At 59.6% G+C, this 16601-nt stretch carries 13 protein-coding genes, 2 tRNA genes and 2 pseudogenes; 10 read left to right on the top strand and 7 right to left on the bottom strand.

Translation table 11 applies throughout. The annotated features are described in order from the left end of the window. Positions 1–51: 51 nt before the first annotated feature. The 4 genes from ACKFRT_RS08520 to ACKFRT_RS08505 form a co-directional block, all read right to left on the bottom strand. Positions 52–615 (bottom strand): cell surface protein, encoded by a 564-nt coding sequence (locus ACKFRT_RS08520; protein WP_408924994.1) that lies wholly within the window; start codon positions 613–615, stop codon positions 52–54. A 202-nt stretch (positions 616–817) separates the two neighbouring features. Next, positions 818–2116: an iron uptake transporter deferrochelatase/peroxidase subunit gene (gene efeB, locus ACKFRT_RS08515; protein WP_408924993.1), complete on the bottom strand. Its 1299-nt coding sequence runs from the start codon at positions 2114–2116 to the stop codon at positions 818–820. Next, entirely contained in the window at positions 2116–3375 is a 1260-nt protein-coding gene (locus ACKFRT_RS08510) for an EfeM/EfeO family lipoprotein (RefSeq protein ID WP_408924992.1), read from the bottom strand. The genes efeB and ACKFRT_RS08510 overlap by 1 nt, the downstream gene beginning before the upstream one ends. 40 nt (positions 3376–3415) lie before the next feature. Continuing rightward, the gene (locus ACKFRT_RS08505) at positions 3416–5362 is read right to left on the bottom strand and encodes an alkaline phosphatase family protein (protein WP_408924991.1); all 1947 of its coding nucleotides are present in this window, start codon (positions 5360–5362) and stop codon (positions 3416–3418) included. A 282-nt stretch (positions 5363–5644) separates the two neighbouring features. Between ACKFRT_RS08505 and gyrA the strand changes: the two genes are divergently transcribed. From gyrA to ACKFRT_RS08475, 6 genes and pseudogenes are all read left to right on the top strand, one after another. Beyond that, complete coding sequence (gene gyrA / locus ACKFRT_RS08500; protein WP_408924990.1) at positions 5645–8176, top strand: DNA gyrase subunit A; 2532 nt, start codon at positions 5645–5647, stop codon at positions 8174–8176. Between the two features lie 152 nt (positions 8177–8328). Next, the gene (locus ACKFRT_RS08495) at positions 8329–8841 is read left to right on the top strand and encodes a DUF3566 domain-containing protein (protein ID WP_408924989.1); all 513 of its coding nucleotides are present in this window, start codon (positions 8329–8331) and stop codon (positions 8839–8841) included. A 104-nt stretch (positions 8842–8945) separates the two neighbouring features. Then, positions 8946–9022: transfer RNA gene (locus ACKFRT_RS08490), tRNA-Ile, on the top strand. Between the two features lie 67 nt (positions 9023–9089). Next, a tRNA-Ala gene (locus tag ACKFRT_RS08485) sits at positions 9090–9162 on the top strand. 269 nt (positions 9163–9431) lie between these two features. After that, positions 9432–9881 (top strand): annotated as a pseudogene (locus ACKFRT_RS08480) (helix-turn-helix domain-containing protein); the annotation flags it as partial. A 19-nt stretch (positions 9882–9900) separates the two neighbouring features. Next, positions 9901–11120, top strand: a pseudogene (locus ACKFRT_RS08475) (IS30-like element IS1513 family transposase). Positions 11121–11286: 166 nt separating this feature from the next. On the opposite strand, the gene ACKFRT_RS08470 reads toward ACKFRT_RS08475, so the two are convergent. From ACKFRT_RS08470 to ACKFRT_RS08460, 3 genes are all read right to left on the bottom strand, one after another. Further along, positions 11287–11556 (bottom strand): antitoxin VbhA family protein, encoded by a 270-nt coding sequence (locus tag ACKFRT_RS08470; RefSeq protein ID WP_408924988.1) that lies wholly within the window; start codon positions 11554–11556, stop codon positions 11287–11289. Between the two features lie 334 nt (positions 11557–11890). Beyond that, positions 11891–12124 carry an antitoxin VbhA family protein gene (locus ACKFRT_RS08465; protein ID WP_408924987.1) on the bottom strand — a complete coding sequence of 78 codons (234 nt, stop codon included), beginning with the start codon at positions 12122–12124 and terminating at the stop codon, positions 11891–11893. 191 nt (positions 12125–12315) lie between these two features. Then, entirely contained in the window at positions 12316–14040 is a 1725-nt protein-coding gene (locus ACKFRT_RS08460; protein ID WP_408924986.1) for a cytochrome c biogenesis protein CcdA, read from the bottom strand. 228 nt (positions 14041–14268) lie between these two features. Here ACKFRT_RS08460 and ACKFRT_RS08455 point away from each other — a divergent pair, with 228 nt between their 5' ends. The 4 genes from ACKFRT_RS08455 (at position 14269) to ACKFRT_RS08440 (ending at position 16591) form a co-directional block, all read left to right on the top strand. Beyond that, positions 14269–14676, top strand: a complete 408-nt coding sequence (locus tag ACKFRT_RS08455) for a hypothetical protein (RefSeq protein ID WP_296216122.1) — start codon at positions 14269–14271, stop codon at positions 14674–14676. Positions 14677–14710: 34 nt separating this feature from the next. Next, on the top strand, positions 14711–15307 hold the full coding sequence (locus ACKFRT_RS08450; protein ID WP_408924985.1) for a sigma-70 family RNA polymerase sigma factor: 597 nt from the start codon (positions 14711–14713) through the stop codon (positions 15305–15307). After that, positions 15304–16086 (top strand): anti-sigma factor, encoded by a 783-nt coding sequence (locus ACKFRT_RS08445; RefSeq protein WP_296216126.1) that lies wholly within the window; start codon positions 15304–15306, stop codon positions 16084–16086. The genes ACKFRT_RS08450 and ACKFRT_RS08445 overlap by 4 nt, the downstream gene beginning before the upstream one ends. Before the next feature lie 244 nt (positions 16087–16330). Then, positions 16331–16591: a hypothetical protein gene (locus tag ACKFRT_RS08440; protein ID WP_296216129.1), complete on the top strand. Its 261-nt coding sequence runs from the start codon at positions 16331–16333 to the stop codon at positions 16589–16591. The last annotated feature ends 10 nt before the right edge of the window (positions 16592–16601 follow it).

The raw sequence follows: 16601 nt of genomic DNA, 5'->3' as shown, positions 1-16601 counted from the left end.
TAGCGGTTTCAAGCGAAAGACATGCTCCGCTTCACGCTATGGAAGCGTGGTTTATGCCTGGCGGCGGGAGAACATCATCCAAGCGCCAGCAACCATGGAGATCAGAGCCAGGCCGGCCAGGATGGAGATCTCCGGCTTAACACCGGTGTTAGCCAGCTGAACGTTGCGGCCTTCTGCCGGAGCAGCCTCTACAGCCGGAGCCTCAGCCGCAGGTGCCTCGGCAGCCGGAGCCTCGATGTCCTCCTTGGCCGGAGCCTCAGCTGCCGGTGCCTCAGCTGCCGGAGCCTCTTCCTTCTCGCCATCCTTCGGAGCCTCAGCCTCGTCCTCGGCCTTGTCGCCGGCGTTGCCCAGGACTGCACCCAGAACACCCAGGCCAACGATGGTGCCACCGATGCCTGCAGCGATCTTGTCTTCCTTGCTCATGTTGTCGGAGCCGTTTGCGCCGCCCTGGTTGTTGTCATTGTCGGAGCCAGCCGGAGGGTTCTGGTTGTTGTCATTGTCGGAGCCAGCCGGAGGGTTCTCAGCGGTCTGAGCGTTAGCAACCGGGGTCAGCAGGGCTGCGGAAGCCAGGGCGGTAGCAGCAGCGGTAGCGGTGATCTTCTTGGACAGCTTCATGTCTTTCTCCTTTGTGTGCGTGTGTAGCCAAAACGTTTGGCCTTTTCGGTGAAACGTCGAACGCAATTAAAATTAATGTCTACTTGCGAATTTTTCAGTGCTAGAAATTACAAAAATCCCTGCTTCGGCGGTTTCTCCAAGTAGATTCTTTAAATTGACTGGTCAGCGCGGTATTGCACATATGCGCAACTTTTCACACTAGTCACTTTGATTTACCCACGTATGGGGGAAGGAAAAGTCCCTTACCCAGGAAGTCATCTTTTCCAGACACTCCGGGGAACACATAAAAATACCCACCGCCGTACGGCCGGATGTAGTCAGCCAGCGGTTCGCCCTCTAGCCGCTTCTGCACGGTAATAAACTGCCGCTGCAGATCCTGCTGGAAGCACACAAACACCAAACCCACGTCCAGGGTGCCGTTGTCCAGCACACCATTGTCGTAGTTATAGGCACGCCGCAGCATCAATTGGTTCGCCGTTTCCTCGGTCCGCGGGTTCGCCAAGCGGATGTGCGCATCCACCGGAATCACATCCCCTGTGGGGTCATCCAGATAGTCCGGCTCCTCCCACTCGTCGCCGCCGGAAAGCGGCCCGCCGCTGAAGCGTTCGCGGCCAAAGATCTGCTCCTGTTCCGCGATGGAAATGCGATCCCAGAACTCCGTCAGCATCACGATCAGACGCACGGCCATGTAGCTACCGCCCGCTGCCCACTTCGGCTCGTCGCCGCCGGCCCACACCAGCTCGTCGTGCTGCTCGGGCGTGGGATTAACGATTCCATCCTTAAATCCCAGGTGGTTGCGCTGTGTGCCGCTCGGTCGGGGCGGGTTCTGGTAACCGGATTGGCGCCACCGCACCGCCATCGCTCCGCGCGTGTGCCGCAGAATGTCACGCAGCGCGTGCATCGCCGTATCCCGGTTGTGCGCGCAGATCTGCAGCACCAGGTCGCCATGGCACTGCGTGGGATTCAGCGAATCATCCGCGAAGGCCTTCATGGTCTTGAGGTGCTTTGGCTTCTTGGCCTTCAACCCGAAGCGATCGTCGAACAGCGTTGCGCCCGCCCCTAGCGTGATCGTCAGTCCGTCCACCGGCACATCCTCGCCCAGTTCCCCGGAATCCGTTGCCGGATACGCGATCCCATCGGGCGCCGCCGGACCCCCGGTGGTCAGCACGCGCGCCCGTTCGGTGATTGTCTGCAGCAACTCCTTTAGCTCCTCGTGCTTTTCAACCAGCACGTCCAAACCGCAGATGATCAGTTCTTTTTGCGGTGGCGTAATCACGCCCTGCTGGTGTTTGCCCTCAAATGGATAGTCGGGTAGCTCGTCGTTGCCGTCGTTTTCTTCGGCGGTGGCGCCGGTTTTTGCAAGGGTAGTGACGCCACCCGCTCCAGCCAGCCCCAGGATTCCGCCGAGCATGGTGCGCCTCGAAACCCGGGCGCCTGCGGGGCGGTTCTCCTGCTCGCCGTGGTCATCTGCGGTGGCACGGGAATGAAAAGGACAGTTCACTACATCCTCCTGATCACAGTCATCGTCGCCAGAGGGGCAAGCAGCTCGTTCAGCTCCCCAATGGCCGCTCCTAGTTCCCGCTGATCGGCCTGTTTCCACGCGGTGAAGGGCTTCTTTCCGTCGTATTTGGCGGCCATCTTCTTGGCTACCTTGTCCGTCCGATCTAGCTGCCTATCTAGTTCTTGCAGGTCCGCCCCGCGGTCTTCTACCAGTTCGCGCAGCGGATCGAGGGTAGAGCGGGTGGAGTAGAGTGCGGCCCGCACTGCGCTGCCCGTGATGTGGGCGCCGAAGTCGTTATGGCTCTTGAGGTCGAAGCGCTCGACCTCCTCGGTGACCTCGTGTGTTCGCAGGCCATAATTGGGTGCGAAGATCGCAAAATGCTCGATGCCGTCCGCCACTTCGTGGACGTTTTCGTTCAGATTCTCGGCTGGGTCGAGCAGATCGCCCATGGACTCGCCGTGCCACAGTCCCCACTCCAGCCGGTGATAGCCCGAAAGTTCCTTGGCCTGATTGCCGTTGGCCTTCGAACTGGTGCCGAAGTCCGCGATGTCATCCACCGGCCCCGGCCACTCGTGGTTGGAATCATCTAGCCTGCGGTAGGCCAGGTAAGCCGTCTTCCAGGCTTCTTTGGCGGCTGTGCGGTTGCCGGAACGCACGGCGCGCAACAGCGCGTCGTCTTTAAAAACCCACTCGCGCACCTGGGGTTTTTGTGCACGCGCGTGGGCGATGGAGACGGCCGTGACCTCTTTGTCCGTGATCGGTTTCATCCTGGGGGCGTCACGAATAGAAGAATCGGTGACCTTAAACTCGTCGCTAGAGATCGCCTTTTTGCCCTGGAAGACGCAGGCCAGGTGGTAGGTGCCGTTGGTGAGCTTCACGGACCAGGAGCGAGTGGCGGAACTGCCGATTCGCTCGAGGGTCTGATAGGCGAAACCGTCCTGGTCGGCGACGTAGACCGTGGTGGAGGCGTCCGCGGTGTTGGTCACGCGGATGTGGTTGAGGTCGCCGCGCAGATCGCCGGGGGAGGGGCAGGCGCGGCGGCTCTTGATGTGAATGTCGGCGTTAGCGTAAACGTCGGTATCGCCGGAACCATCGGCAGCGTTTGTGCCGTTGCCGCCAGTGCCGTTGTCGCTATCCTCGCTAGAGCAGCCGGATAGCAGCAATGCGCTCGCCGAGACAGAGGCCACGGCGAGGGCTGCGACAACCCGGGCGGACTGTCGCCGCGGGCGGGGTCGATCCGATGGTTCAGGGGAGGTCATGGCTGGTACCGATGGTGGCTAATAATGGCGCCTATTAGTTCTAGCTCTCGGATCCGCCCTTGCGGTTGGAGATCCAGGTGAGGAAGCCCAACACGATTACGGCCACCGCGCCCATGCCCAGCCAGGCGCCCAGGTGGTTGGAGTCATCGGATCCACCCGCAGCGTTGTTCTTGCCGTTAGAGGCTGCGGCGTTCTGCACGTCCTTCTCCGTGACCTTCGGGTCGTTCATGCCGTCGGCGACGTCCTTCAGCTTCTCGCCCGCGCGGTCGCTGTCATCCACCCGCTCGATGGAGTCGTAGTCCTTGGCGACGGTGCCGTCGGTCTCGTTCAGGAACAGCTTCTCCGCGCTGGCATTGTCGAAGTCGAACATGTTGTCCAGCGTGCCTGCACGGTTATCGAAGGTGTGCTTGCCCAGGCGACCCAGCCCCCAGTTCTCCTGGATGAACTTCGTCACCGAGGTCTGCTCGGTGTAGGTGCTGTCCACGTGGTTGACCTTGGAGTACGGGGAAATAACCAGCATCGGCTGGCGGGTACCCGGGCCACACTGGCCGTTCTCGTCACCGGCTACGCCAACCTTCTTGGCTGCGGTGGTGCAGATCTTGGAGTCGATCGGCTTTCCGGTTTCCTCCAGCTTGGTCGTGTCCTTGGAGCCATTCAGGATTTCCGGGGCTCGGTGGTCATACCAACCATCGGAGTCGTCGTAGGCGATGACAATGGCGGTGGAATCCCACTGGTCAGAATTCTGAATCTCGTTGATGTAGTGGGTCATGAAAGCCTGCTCGTCCAGCGGGTTGGAGTAGCCTGCGTGGCCGTCCTGGTAGTTGGAGGCCTTCAGGTAGCTCACGGCCGGCAGGTTGTTGTTCTCCAGAGCGGTATCGAAATCCTGCAGGTCGTACTGGTGGTTGGCCTGATCGGACTTACCAATCATGTCTGGGCTGCTGGGCTCCAGGTGGTGCGGGTTGGCGGTGGTGGCGAAGTATTGGAATGGCTGGTGGTGCGGGTTGTAGTCCGTCTTTTCCTGGCCCGTCAGGGTTTTGTGGGTGGCACCGCAACGCGCGCGGGCATCGTCCGTGGCCTTCTCCGTCGGTCGGAAGCCGCCCTGGAACCAGCCCCAGGTGATGTCCTTCTCGTTCAGCTGGTCGCCGATGTTCTTGTTGTGCAGCGCAGCCACCTCGTCGGTCTTGGAGGAAGAGCTGTTGGAGCAGTCGTCGTACAGCGGATCCGGGTCGCCTACGACGGTAACGGTCTTGCCGTCCTTGGATACACCGGCGAATTCGTCGGACTCACCCGGCTTAATCTTCACCTGCTCACCGTTTGATGGATCGTGGATGGTCGCGCCGGCGACGGTGGCGCCTACCAGGTTCAGCGCGCCGGGGGTCGACGGGCCGAAGATGGTGGAGTAGCTGTTGTCGTTCATGGCGAAGTGCTGCGCGTAGTTCCAGAGGCCGGTCACGGTGTTGCCGTCGTAGTAACCCATGGTCATGCCCGGGCGGGCGTAAAGACCCTCGTTTTCCTTATCCACGTCGGTGGAGACGGTCTCCGGGAACTTGTCCATCTTGCCGTTGTTAAAGGCCTCCTGCAGCGCGGAGTATTCGTGATTCTGGTCCACGGTGACGGCCTGATCTGGCCCCAGTCGGAAAGGCTTAACGGAGTTGGGGTTGTTCTTGCCTAGCAGATCTTCGCTAGCCAGGTTATTGACCTTTGGGGTGTCCTTCTTCGCCTTGAACTTCGGGGCATCTTGGTCGTTGGACTGTAGCTTTTCGCCGTCCTTGTTCGCGGCCTTGGGGTAGGTGCCGAAGTAGTGGTCGAAGGAGATGTTCTCGCTATAGATGACAACGACGTGTTCGATGGGAGTCTTCGGTTTGGCCTGAGCGTCGTCGGCGGCAGCAACGCCCATGCCGCCGGTGGTTGCGGCGACCAGCAGGGCGCTGGAGGCGGCCATCGACGCGACTTTGCGAAAAGCGGTGAGGGGCTTAGGAGAGTTCATTGTTTGGGCTTCCTCTTGCGATAGCGGTCATAGCTGCGAATCGGCTATGGCTGCAACAGGGTCAGTGTTTGACACTTCTGATCTAACTCCTGGTTCTGTGACCTCGCACGGCGAAGAGGGTGCATCCGCATGAGTTCAGCGGTTATTTACCCGTGCAACATCTCGAATTCACCTAACGGGGCGGGAAAGGTGGCGTCACAAAGCCTCCAAAGCGCAGGAAACCCACAACAAAGGGGTAGAATGGATAGGTCTGAAGGCTAAACAGAAAGGCTTCTCAAAACAGTGAGCGACGACAACAACGGTAGCGACAACCTCTTTGATCGAGTCACACCGATCGATCTGCAGGAGGAAATGAAGTCCAGCTACATCGATTACGCCATGAGCGTGATCGTCGGACGCGCCCTGCCCGAAGTCCGTGACGGTCTGAAGCCCGTGCACCGACGCATCCTCTACGCGATGTTCGACAACGGCTACCGCCCCGAGCGCAGCTACGTGAAGTCCGCAAAGCCCGTCGCTGACACGATGGGTAACTACCACCCGCACGGCGACAGCGCGATCTACGACACCCTCGTGCGCCTGGCACAGCCATGGTCTATGCGATACCCGCTGGTAGACGGTCAGGGTAACTTCGGCTCCCGCGGTAACGATGGCGCGGCCGCCATGCGTTACACCGAGTGCCGCATGACGCCCCTGGCGATGGAGATGGTGCGCGATATTCGTGAGAACACCGTCGAGTTCCAGCCCAACTACGACGGCAAAACCACCGAGCCGACTGTGCTGCCGTCTCGCGTGCCAAACTTGCTGATGAATGGCTCTGGCGGCATCGCCGTGGGTATGGCTACCAACATCCCGCCGCATAACCTTAACGAGCTGGCAGAGGCCATCTACTGGATGCTGGATAACCCGGAGGCCGAAGAGGCCGACGCGCTGGAGGCCTGCATGGAGCGGGTGAAGGGACCGGACTTCCCGACGGCCGGTCTGATCGTCGGCGACAAGGGTATCCAGGACACCTACCGCACCGGCCGTGGCTCCATCCGCATGCGTGGCGTGACCAGCATCGAGGAAGAGGGCAACCGCCAGGTCATCATCATCACTGAGCTGCCTTATCAGGTGAACCCGGACAACCTGGTGGCCTCGATCGCGGAGCAGATCCGCGACGGCAAGATTGCTGGAATCTCCAAGATCGACGATGAGTCTTCCGACCGCGTGGGCATGCGCATCGTCATTACCCTGAAGCGCGACGCTGTGCCGCGCGTGGTGCTGAACAACCTGTACAAGCACTCCCAGCTGCAGACCAGTTTCGGCTCTAACATGCTTTCCATCGTGGATGGCGTGCCGCGTACCCTGCGCCTGGACCAGATGCTGCGCCAGTACGTGGACCACCAAATCGACGTGATCGTGCGCCGCACCCAGTACCGCCTGGACGAGGCCGAGAAGCGCGCCCACATCCTGCGTGGCCTGGTGAAGGCCCTGGACATGCTGGACGAGGTCATCGCCCTGATCCGCCGTTCCCCGACGGTGGACGAGGCCCGCAGTGGCTTGATCGACCTGCTGGACGTTGACGAGGTTCAGGCCGACCACATCCTGGCCATGCAGCTGCGCCGTCTTGCCGCCATGGAGCGCCAGAAGATCATCGACGAGTTGGCGGAGCTGGAAGAGACCATCGCCGACCTGAAGGCAATCCTGGCTTCCCCACAGCGGCAGCGCGACATCGTTCGCGCCGAACTGGCCGAAATCGTGGACAAGTACGGCGACGAGCGCCGCACGCAGATCATCGCCGCCTCTGGCGACGTGTCCGAGGAAGACCTAATTGCCCGGGAAAACGTGGTGGTGACCATTACTTCCACCGGCTACGCGAAGCGCACGAAGGTGGATAGCTACCGCAGCCAGCGCCGCGGCGGCAAGGGCGTGCGCGGTGCCGAGCTGAAGCAGGACGACGTGGTCCGCCACTTCTTCGTCTGCTCCACGCACGACACGATCCTGTTCTTCACCAACTTCGGCCGCGTCTACCGACTACGCGCCTTTGAACTGCCGGAGGCCACCCGGACGGCCCGTGGCCAGCACGTAGCCAACCTGCTGGAGTTCCAGCCGGGGGAGCAGATCGCCCAGGTCATCCAGATCCAGTCCTACGAGGATGCCCCGTATCTGGTGCTGGCTACCGCACACGGCCGGGTGAAGAAGTCTCGCCTGACGGATTACGATACGGCTCGTTCCGGTGGCCTGATCGCCATCAACCTGAACGAGGGCGACCGGCTGGTGGGCGCGCAGCTGTGCACCGGCGAGGACGACCTGCTGCTGGTCTCGGAGGAGGGTCAGGCCATGCGCTTCACCGCTGACGATGCCACCCTGCGCCCGATGGGTCGTGCGACTGCCGGCGTGAAGGGGATGCGCTTCCGCGAAGAGGACCAGCTGCTGGCTCTGACGGTCGTGGCCGAGGATTCCTCCCTGTTCGTGGCAACCTCCGGCGGCTACGGTAAGCGCACTCCGATGGAGGAGTACCCGTCGAAGGGCCGCGGCGGCCTGGGTGTGGTCGCGTTCAAGTACGACAAGAAGCGCGGCAAGCTGATCGGTGCGCTGACCGTCAACGACGACGACGAAATCCTGGCCATGACCTCCAACGGAGGAGTGATCCGCACCGAGGTTCGCCAGATCCGCAACAGTGGCCGGGCGACCATGGGCGTGCGCCTGGTGGACCTGGCGAAGGGCAACGAGCTGGTGGCCGTGGATCGGAACGTAGAGGAAGAGGCTGAAGAGTCTGCCGAGGCCACTGCGAAGGCCGAGGCTGAGTCTGGCAAGGGCAACACTGGAAAGTAAATAGGCCGTTCCAACCAGCCTGTTCCACGTAGCCTGGCGGGAATTACCGCTAGGCTACTGTCGTAACGGCACGTTCGGGTATGACCGAGTAGCCCCGAACAAAGACGAGTACGGCAAGAGTACTGACAAGCACCTAAAAGCACGGAGATGCGATGACGCACCAAACGCCCCCGCCGAACGCCAACAATGCTGGGAAGGCGCCGAACGACAACAGCGACGAAACCGCCAAGGCTTCGATCCAGACACCAGCTAAGCCAGTAGACCCGGCCCAGAATCAGGCTGACAGTTCTGGCAAGCCCGCGAAAACCACCACGCCCACTAACCCGTCCAAGCGGGGCGTGCAGCGCACGGTGACTTACATCGAGCCGATCAGTGCCCTGAAGATGGCCCTCATCTTCAACCTGGCGCTGTTTGCCGTGTGGTTCGTGGCTATGGCGCTGATCTACATCATTCTTGGCGCAGCGGGCACGTGGGATCGTCTGGATTCCCTCATCGGTGATCTGACGAACTCTTCTGGCATGTCTGCCGGCATGTACTTCGGTGGCGTGGCCGCCATCGGCCTGTTCGAGGTCGTGCTCTTCACCCTTCTGGCGCCCATCGCCGCGCTGATCTACAACGCGTCGTCGAGCATCCTGGGCGGGGTTCGCATCCAGCTGGATCGCTAGTTCTTTGGTTCTTTGTGACGCCCACTTTCCAGCCATAAAAACCGCATCTGACCAGGCGATTTGGTGATTGGTTGGGTTGGTGGGTAATGTTTCTACTCGTTCGAGGGCCTATAGCTCAGGCGGTTAGAGCGCTTCGCTGATAACGAAGAGGTCGGAGGTTCAAGTCCTCCTAGGCCCACCAATCGAACACCTTTCGCTAGAGAGTCAAAGCATCTGATATAGTTTCGGAGGCTTCGTTCGATAGTCAAGGGGCATTAGCTCAATTGGTAGAGCATCTGCTTTGCAAGCAGAAGGTCAGGAGTTCGATTCTCCTATGCTCCACAAAACACAAAATCCCAGGTGGTCAGCCACCTGGGATTTTATTGTATCTGCGGCGGTCAGGGCGCTTTCGGGTTAAAGTTCCGCATGGTCTCCTGTAGATCCGAAAGTGCAATAATAGTGGAACAATAGCGGAACACTGTCCCGCTCTCTTGGGAGTGGCAGCTGAGCTTGGGGCTTGTGGGGGAATATGTAGCTGTGCTTAAAGTCCCAAACTCATAAATCAAGGTGTGAAACTGCTAATTGTTTAACTCCGTGCTGTCAAGGGGTGAATGCGCCACTTCGACCGGGAGGTAGTTGTGACGCGTTGGACTCCGAAGGATGTTAAGGATGCTGCTGTTGAGCGCGTGGTGGCAGGCGAGGCAGTTAGCCTGGTCGCGCGTGATGTGGGTGTAGGCCCCGAATCGGTTTACGGTTGGTTGAGGGTAAGAGGTGTCGAACCTCCAGGCAGGCGTGCGAGTCGTTTGCGTGATCCGTTTGTCCGTGAGGCTGTTGGGTTGGTGCGTGCAGGTATGTCGATCAGTCAAGCAGCACAGACTGTTGGAATATCGACTGGCTTGCTTCACAGCAGGTTAAAGAAAGCTGGTGTAATCGAAGTGCGGCCTAGACGCGCCCACTTGTCACCTGATAAACGTGCCCAGGCCGTGGAGCGAGTGCTTGCTGGTGAGAGCTGTCAGACAGTGGCTGATGCTATCGGTGTGCATCCTTCTACCGTGTATGGGTGGATAAGGAAGCAGCGGTATGCGAAGTTACGCCGGCAGCGACATCGTCGAACGCCTGATGAGGCGGTGGTGTCTTTGCCAGATACAGGCAAGAAGCTGGGTAAAGATTCTGTTATGCCAGCACCGATGAAAACTCAAGCCGTTGATGGATTTCCTAGCGGCGTATTCGACAAACACGCCTTAGTAGGGCGTGGTCGCAGGCTTACTGTTGAAGACCGTGTTGCTATTGAAGCGGGATGTCGTGTCGGTGATTCGGCACGAGCCATCGCGCAGAAAATAAATAGGCACCACAGTGTCGTCGCTCGTGAAATCACCCGTAATGGTTGGAAGATCGTCGATGAGGACGGCACAGAGCAGCTGCGGTATAACGCCCACAACGCTGCTGTTTCTACTGCTGGTCGGATGGTGCGGCCAAAACTACGCAAGCTCGATGAAAGCCCAACGCTTCGGGGTGTAGTAGTCGATTGCCTTGCCCGCAGGTGGTCACCTGGGCGCATTAGTGCATGGCTTGAGCATGCTTTCAGCGATGATGAAAGCATGCGTATTTCCCACGAAGCGATCTACAGTGCCTTATACATTCAAGGCAAAGGCAGCCTGCGAGCCGAGCTTGAAGAAGTCATGAAGACTAAAGACGTACTTATCCGCGGCGGCTCAACACGCAAGCGTCGTGCCCGAAACGCTGGCGTGTTAACCGGTCGCCCTTGGATCAAAGGTGCTGAGATCACCCACCGCAGCCCGGAAGCTGATGACAGGGCTATTCCCGGGCACTGGGAGGGCGACCTTGTTATTGGTAAAGGTGGCAAAAGCGCGCTGATTACCCTAGTAGAGCGCACCAGCCGTTACACCCTGCTTGGACACCTTCCCGATGAGCACAGTTCACACACCGTGGTCGCAACCCTGCAGGACATGGTCAAAGACCTCAACACCGAGCAGCTAAAGACCATCACATGGGACCAAGGCGCAGAAATGGCTGTCACAGCACAAGTCCAGATTAAAGACGGCTGCCAGGTGTTTTTCTGTGAACCGCACTCACCGTGGCAGAGACCAACCAACGAGAACACCAACGGCGAGATCAGGCGCAGGTTCTACAAAAAGGGCACCGACTTTGCCACCGTCACACCCGAACATGTCGCGTGGGTGCAAAATGAGCTCAACGAAACACCCCGACAAATCCTCGGCGGCGCAACCCCACGTGAAATACTTAACGAACTATTCAAGCGTGGCGCATCCACCGCTTGATTCCGCCCTCTTTAATTTGCACTTTGAGGTTCAAACTGTGAATGAGCAGGTAGTGAAACTATGAAACGATTCGTTGAAAGTCGCACTTTTATTCAAAGTTTGACACTTTGATTCTCAGTTTGAAGCAAAGTCGGAATCCTTGAGGAGACGGCTAGGCAGGGAAGTTCTACGCATTGTCCGTTAGGTCATCACTCTTGCCTGTTTGGCTTTCCTTCTTGCTTTCAGCGATGCGTTTACGAAGGAACTTGGCACGTTCGCTGTCGCCGTAACCGTGTCGTTCCAACACTTCCAGTACAGCTTCGTCGCCGGTGATTTCTCCTTGGAAGATACGTCGGACGTCCTCTTCGTCTTGGGTTGTCATGGTGTATCCGGCCATGGTCATGGAGGCGCGGACAGCGGCTACTTTTTGATCTTCGGTGCGATTGTCGGCGGTCATGGTGTTGCCTTTCGAATTCGACGGTGATGTCGTCTAGATCAGTCAGAAGTCACTCGGCTTGTGTAGGTCTTTTCGCAGCCTCTACGCAGTCCTGCATGGTTAACTCGGATCGTTTTCCAGCTGCCTGGTCGGCGAGCGCTTGAACATCTTCGGCAGTAGGCTTCCACCCCTCATGAACTCCGAGCGCTAGGGCTTCCGCAAGGTCGGCGCGCTGAGTGGGGTCAAGTGGTTGGAACTGCTCAGGGAAGGCGTCTATCCACTGATCGACGCCTCGAATGGTGTTGAAATTGACGGCCACGTCTTAGTCCTCCATTTCGGTGGATGTATGCGTACTTTACTTCGACTTCTTGCTCTCAGCGATGCGTGTGCGGAGTTCCTGGGCACGTTCACTATCGCCGTAACCGTCTCGTTCTATTGCCAGCAGTACAGCTTCGTCGCCAGTGAGTTCCCCTCGGAACATCCGGCGGATATCTTCTTCATCTTGAGCAGTCATCTCGTATCCAGCCATCGTCATGGAGGCCCGAACAGCGGCTGCTTTTTGATCTTCGGTGCGATTGTCGGCGGTCATGTCGTGTTCCTTCTGATCTGCTGTGCAGTTGTCTACGGCGGGCAATTGCTTGGGCTTCTTTGGTGGGTATAGAACTCAGTTTAGTGGCGGGGTGCGACGTCCCAGTTGGTATGCCATTCAATAATCGAACACTTATCTGCCGGACTTTCTTGTAGCGAAAGGTCTGTGGGATACCGCAGATCCCGCCAGCACTACCCAAACGTCAGTGAGTAGAGCTCCACGCCCTTGCCAGCCTCCACGCTCAACTCGCCCTGTTGCTGCTCGGGTCCGCGCAGGATATCCACCGTGCCATCCGACTTGATGGGGAAGCGGCGGGTAGTGCCGTTGCCGTAGGTCACGGAGATCTCACCCCGGCCGGAGACCACTAGCTGCACTCGCTTGGCCTGGTAGTTCAGGTGCAACATCGCTGGTTCATCCACCGGACGGATGGATTGCTCGGCCAACTCCCACTTGCCCTCCAAGCTGTAGTGCAGAGCCTCCGGCTGCACCTTCGCAAACTCGTGGGTTCCGTTCTTGTACTCACCCGCGGGATTAGAAAAATACTCCGCACGCCGCGTGCCCAGGTACGTCTCCGGGTTCCGCTTTTGGGAACTGGTGGCGTCATTAGAAGAATCCCCACCTTCCTCTACCGGCGAAGGTAGCTCGATGCCCGGATTGGCCGCCGAGAGTAGCTCGCGCACCAGGTGTTCGGTCTCCGCATAAGCGCCTTCGCCCTCGTGGATCTGGCGGACCTTGCCCGTGTGATCCACCAGGTAATGCGCAGGCCAGTAGCGGTTATTGAAGGCTCGCCACGTGGTGAAGTTGTTGTCCTGCGCGACGGGGTAGTGGATGCCCTGGTCGCGGATGGCGGCGGTGACGTTGGAGGCCTCGTGCTCGAATGCGTACTCCGGGGCGTGCACACCCACCACCTGCAGGCCACTGTCCCGGTAGCGGTCGAAAAGCTTGGTGACGTGCTCGTTGGCGCGCTGGCAGTTGATGCAGGCATAGGCCCAGAAATCCACCAGGGTGATGCTCTGCTTGCCGTTTACCTTCGCCGGGTGGCGCGGATCCACCGGCGCTTCGGTGTTCTGCCAACCCTCCAGACCGGCGAACGCCGGCACCGGGCCGCAGTCCTGCAACTCGTCGGGGGCAGAATTGCGGCAAGATTCCAAGCTGCCGTCGCCGACGCTGCCACCGCTGCCGTTGGCCTGCTGTATCGCATTCTGGGTCCTGTCCGAAGCGTTGAACTGCTCCTGCACGCCCGCGGTCCAATCCGGTAGCGCCCGCTGCAGCGCCGCCGGAGCGTTGAACGCAATCGCCACAGCCAGCACGATCACCAGCGCACCCGCACCAAAAGAGATGCCCTTGCGGTGGGAACGTACGAAATCCGCCCGCGTACCGATCTGCTTGCCCGCCAGCGCGAAGAAGAACAAAGGCGTACACGCCCCGACCGCGAAGCTGACCGCCAGCGCCACGCTGCCCCAGCCGATCTGCCCCGTCGCGCCCGCCACGGTCACCGCCGCCAACACCGGCCCTGCGCAGGGCGAATACACCGCACCCAGAGCCAAACCAATGCCGAACCCGGAGCCCCCGCCCGTCGTGATCCGTTGAATCCACCCCGGAATCCGGATCCGCGCGAAGGGCCGTTCCAGCTGATCACCCAGCGCGGGCCACAGCATGCTCACGCCCACGAGCACCAGCAGCACCACGCCCGCCCAGCGCAGCAGATCCTTCGGCAGCCCCAGTGCGCTGAGTGCCAGTGTGCCCAGCAGTGTGACCAGCGTAAAGCTCAGTCCAATGCCCGTCGCCACCAGCCACGGCTTACGCCGCTTATCCGCGCTGACCGCTAACACGATTGGCAACACAGGCAGAATGCACGGCGAAAGTCCCGTCACTAACCCGCCGATCAACCCAATCAGCGCGATGTCCCATCCCATGTTCCTGTGCTCCTTCTTCTTTCTTATTGACGCCCACCGCGCGTGTGGCCGGGGCGCTCATACAAACGAGTTATGTGAATGACTACGGAGCACAGGCGGGAAATGGATTGGAAAAAATTTTTTTAAAGACTTCCAATCCGGTGTGGGGGAGGGCGCCGTATGTACCAATGAAGCGACCCTGCGACTGGGTCGTGTGGAATAGTTCGCTACCTCGAAGGAGCAGTACAAATGATGATTCTCAAGACCAACTCTGCAGCCAATCGTGCAGCCGGATTCTCTGCGGGCCGTGCCGCCATTGCCGTGGCCCTGACCGGCGTGATGGGCTTGGGCCTGGTTGCGTGCAACGATGACGATGACGCTGCGGACTCCAAGATGACCGGAACCTCTTCTTCTGAAATGACGAGTGAGAGCAAGATGACTGAGGAGAAAATGACCGAAGACATGAAGGGCGGTGACCAAATGTCCGGCAAGACGGAGAACATGATGGAGACCGAGGAGAACATGATGCCGGACAAGCCTGCAATGTCCGAGAAGATGGACGAGAAGATGTCCGACAAGATGGAGGACAGGACGGAGAACATGATGGAGACCGACGAAAGCATGATGCCGGACCTGCAGGGCAAGCAGAACCAGTAGATAGCTAGCAGGTCGTAGGCCTGAAGGCACTACGATGAAAATGGTGGCCATAGTCGATAGAGAAACTCTCGAGAGTTTGATGCTGCTCGCCCAAGAGGGCGATGCGGCGGCTTTCGCGCGCCTTTACGACCGGATCGCCCCGAACGTTCTGGGACTCAGCCTGCAGATACTCCACGATCAGGCGCAGGCAGAGGAAGTAACCCAGGAAGTATTCATCGAAATATGGCAGCACGCGGGGGACTTCGACCCAGGTAAAGGGTCCGCGAAGGCCTGGATCCTCCGCCGCGCAAGGCTCCGTGCCATTGATCGCGTCCGAAGCGCCATCGCCACCTTGAAACGGGATGACCGGGAGGCCTTCCTGGTGGCGTCAATAAAGAAAGAAAGCGTGGAAGACGAGGCCTTAAGGAACGTGCAACGCCATACCGTGCGGACTGCGCTGGAGATCATGGGCGAGCCGCACAAGACCGCAATTCTGTTGGCCTACTTCGGCGACATGACGCACGCGGAACTGGCGGAAGCCACCGGCGTGCCGCTGGGAACTGCGAAGACGCGCGTGCGTGACGGGCTTCGTAAGCTAGAGAAGATCCTTAAGGAACAACGCGACGCACTGGCGGAAGGGGGTGCCCGATGAACGACGAGAAGCCGGACTTCGGCGAGCTAGAAGCCGACCTGGCGGATTTGGCCGAACCTGTGGCACCTCCGACACAGTTGAAGTCGAACATTTTGGATGCGATTGCTTCGGGCGAGTATCCGCAGGTCGCGCCGAGTGATGAGGTCGCGCCGGGAGAAGACAACGCAGCAAGCAACGTAGTGCCTTTGTCGAAGGCTGCTGGTTCCCGCCGGGGGTTCGCACGCACTGCCTTTGCCGCGGCTGCCGCAGTCGTCCTGGTGGCAGGCGTGGGAATCGTAGGCACCACCAGCGGGCTATGGGGCGGCGGCGAGAACGCTGACCTAGCCGAGAACAACACGAACCAGTCCGTCGAAGATGGTGGGGCAGACGCCCCAGAGGTGTTCTCGGACGCTGAAGGTACTGGTCAGGGCCCTAGCGACGAACTGATGCAGGGCAAAGAAGCGGAAGACCATATGCACTCGATCATGGCGATGGGTGACGTGCGCAGCGTTTCGCTGAAAGCCGATGGTTCGACGCTGGACGTGGTGGTCTCGGAGGAAATGGATTCCGGCGGGGCGATGGTCAACGGCGTGCCAGTGTTGAAGGACGGCATGGGCGCCCAGGTGTGGTCCATCGACGAAAGAGGATCCGCCCGCTCCGCAGGTGTGATTGGTCAGGATCCGCACGACAATGTGTGGATGCCACTGCCGGCAGACACGATAATGGTGCGCGTCACCGAGGAGCCGATGACCGGAAGTAAAGAACCGGGCGGGACGGTCTTGGCCGAGGGGAAGCTTTAGGCGGGATGACCAATGCGTCGATCACCTACTGGGATGAGAAAGAGAACCGCATTCAAATTGATGGGGTTTCGGCTGATTGGAGGCAAAGTGTGTATCTAGAAGACGACTACTTGGCATCGCATACCTGAATAGATTCCGGATAATCCATATATTCTCTACGCTCCACGTGGTGGTGTCCCATCGGCAGCAAGTAATGTTGAAGAAGCGAGCTAGACAACCCCCAACCAACGGAGCGCCACGACCCATGACCAGCATGAACACCACGTATCGCTACACCGACCCCTTCACCGGCACGCCGCAGACCATCGACGGCCCCGAGGGCAAGGCATACCTCCTGGTCGAACGTGGCGAAGAGGTACGGGTCGGTGATCCACTGGAGTTCTACAACGATCGCGACAGCGCCCGCGAGGCCGTCATGGCCCGACTGAATGAGAAGGCCCGCACCCTGCGGGACTACGAAAAGTACTACGTCACCCACGCCACCTTGCGCGAGGCGCAGTTCTAGGCACTGCGTT

It is taken from the genome of Corynebacterium jamesii (assembly GCF_046097395.1).
Classification (GTDB): Bacteria; Actinomycetota; Actinomycetes; order Mycobacteriales; family Mycobacteriaceae; genus Corynebacterium.
The sequence above is the reverse complement of the archived record's forward strand: the minus strand, read 5'-3'. Positions and strand labels throughout refer to the sequence as shown.

What these genes read in the sequence shown, in the direction of transcription:
- ACKFRT_RS08520 (WP_408924994.1), bottom strand. Translation starts at nt 615, where the DNA reads ATGAAGCTGTCCAAGAAGATCACCGCTACCGCTGCTGCTACCGCCCTG.
- ACKFRT_RS08470 (WP_408924988.1), bottom strand. Translation starts at nt 11,556, where the DNA reads ATGACCGCCGACAATCGCACCGAAGATCAAAAAGTAGCCGCTGTCCGC.
- ACKFRT_RS08450 (WP_408924985.1), top strand. Translation starts at nt 14,711, where the DNA reads ATGAAAATGGTGGCCATAGTCGATAGAGAAACTCTCGAGAGTTTGATG.
- ACKFRT_RS08465 (WP_408924987.1), bottom strand. Translation starts at nt 12,124, where the DNA reads ATGACCGCCGACAATCGCACCGAAGATCAAAAAGCAGCCGCTGTTCGG.
- ACKFRT_RS08505 (WP_408924991.1), bottom strand. Translation starts at nt 5,362, where the DNA reads ATGAACTCTCCTAAGCCCCTCACCGCTTTTCGCAAAGTCGCGTCGATG.
- ACKFRT_RS08440 (WP_296216129.1), top strand. Translation starts at nt 16,331, where the DNA reads ATGACCAGCATGAACACCACGTATCGCTACACCGACCCCTTCACCGGC.
- ACKFRT_RS08445 (WP_296216126.1), top strand. Translation starts at nt 15,304, where the DNA reads ATGAACGACGAGAAGCCGGACTTCGGCGAGCTAGAAGCCGACCTGGCG.
- ACKFRT_RS08510 (WP_408924992.1), bottom strand. Translation starts at nt 3,375, where the DNA reads ATGACCTCCCCTGAACCATCGGATCGACCCCGCCCGCGGCGACAGTCC.
- ACKFRT_RS08460 (WP_408924986.1), bottom strand. Translation starts at nt 14,040, where the DNA reads ATGGGATGGGACATCGCGCTGATTGGGTTGATCGGCGGGTTAGTGACG.
- ACKFRT_RS08455 (WP_296216122.1), top strand. Translation starts at nt 14,269, where the DNA reads ATGATGATTCTCAAGACCAACTCTGCAGCCAATCGTGCAGCCGGATTC.
- ACKFRT_RS08495 (WP_408924989.1), top strand. Translation starts at nt 8,329, where the DNA reads ATGACGCACCAAACGCCCCCGCCGAACGCCAACAATGCTGGGAAGGCG.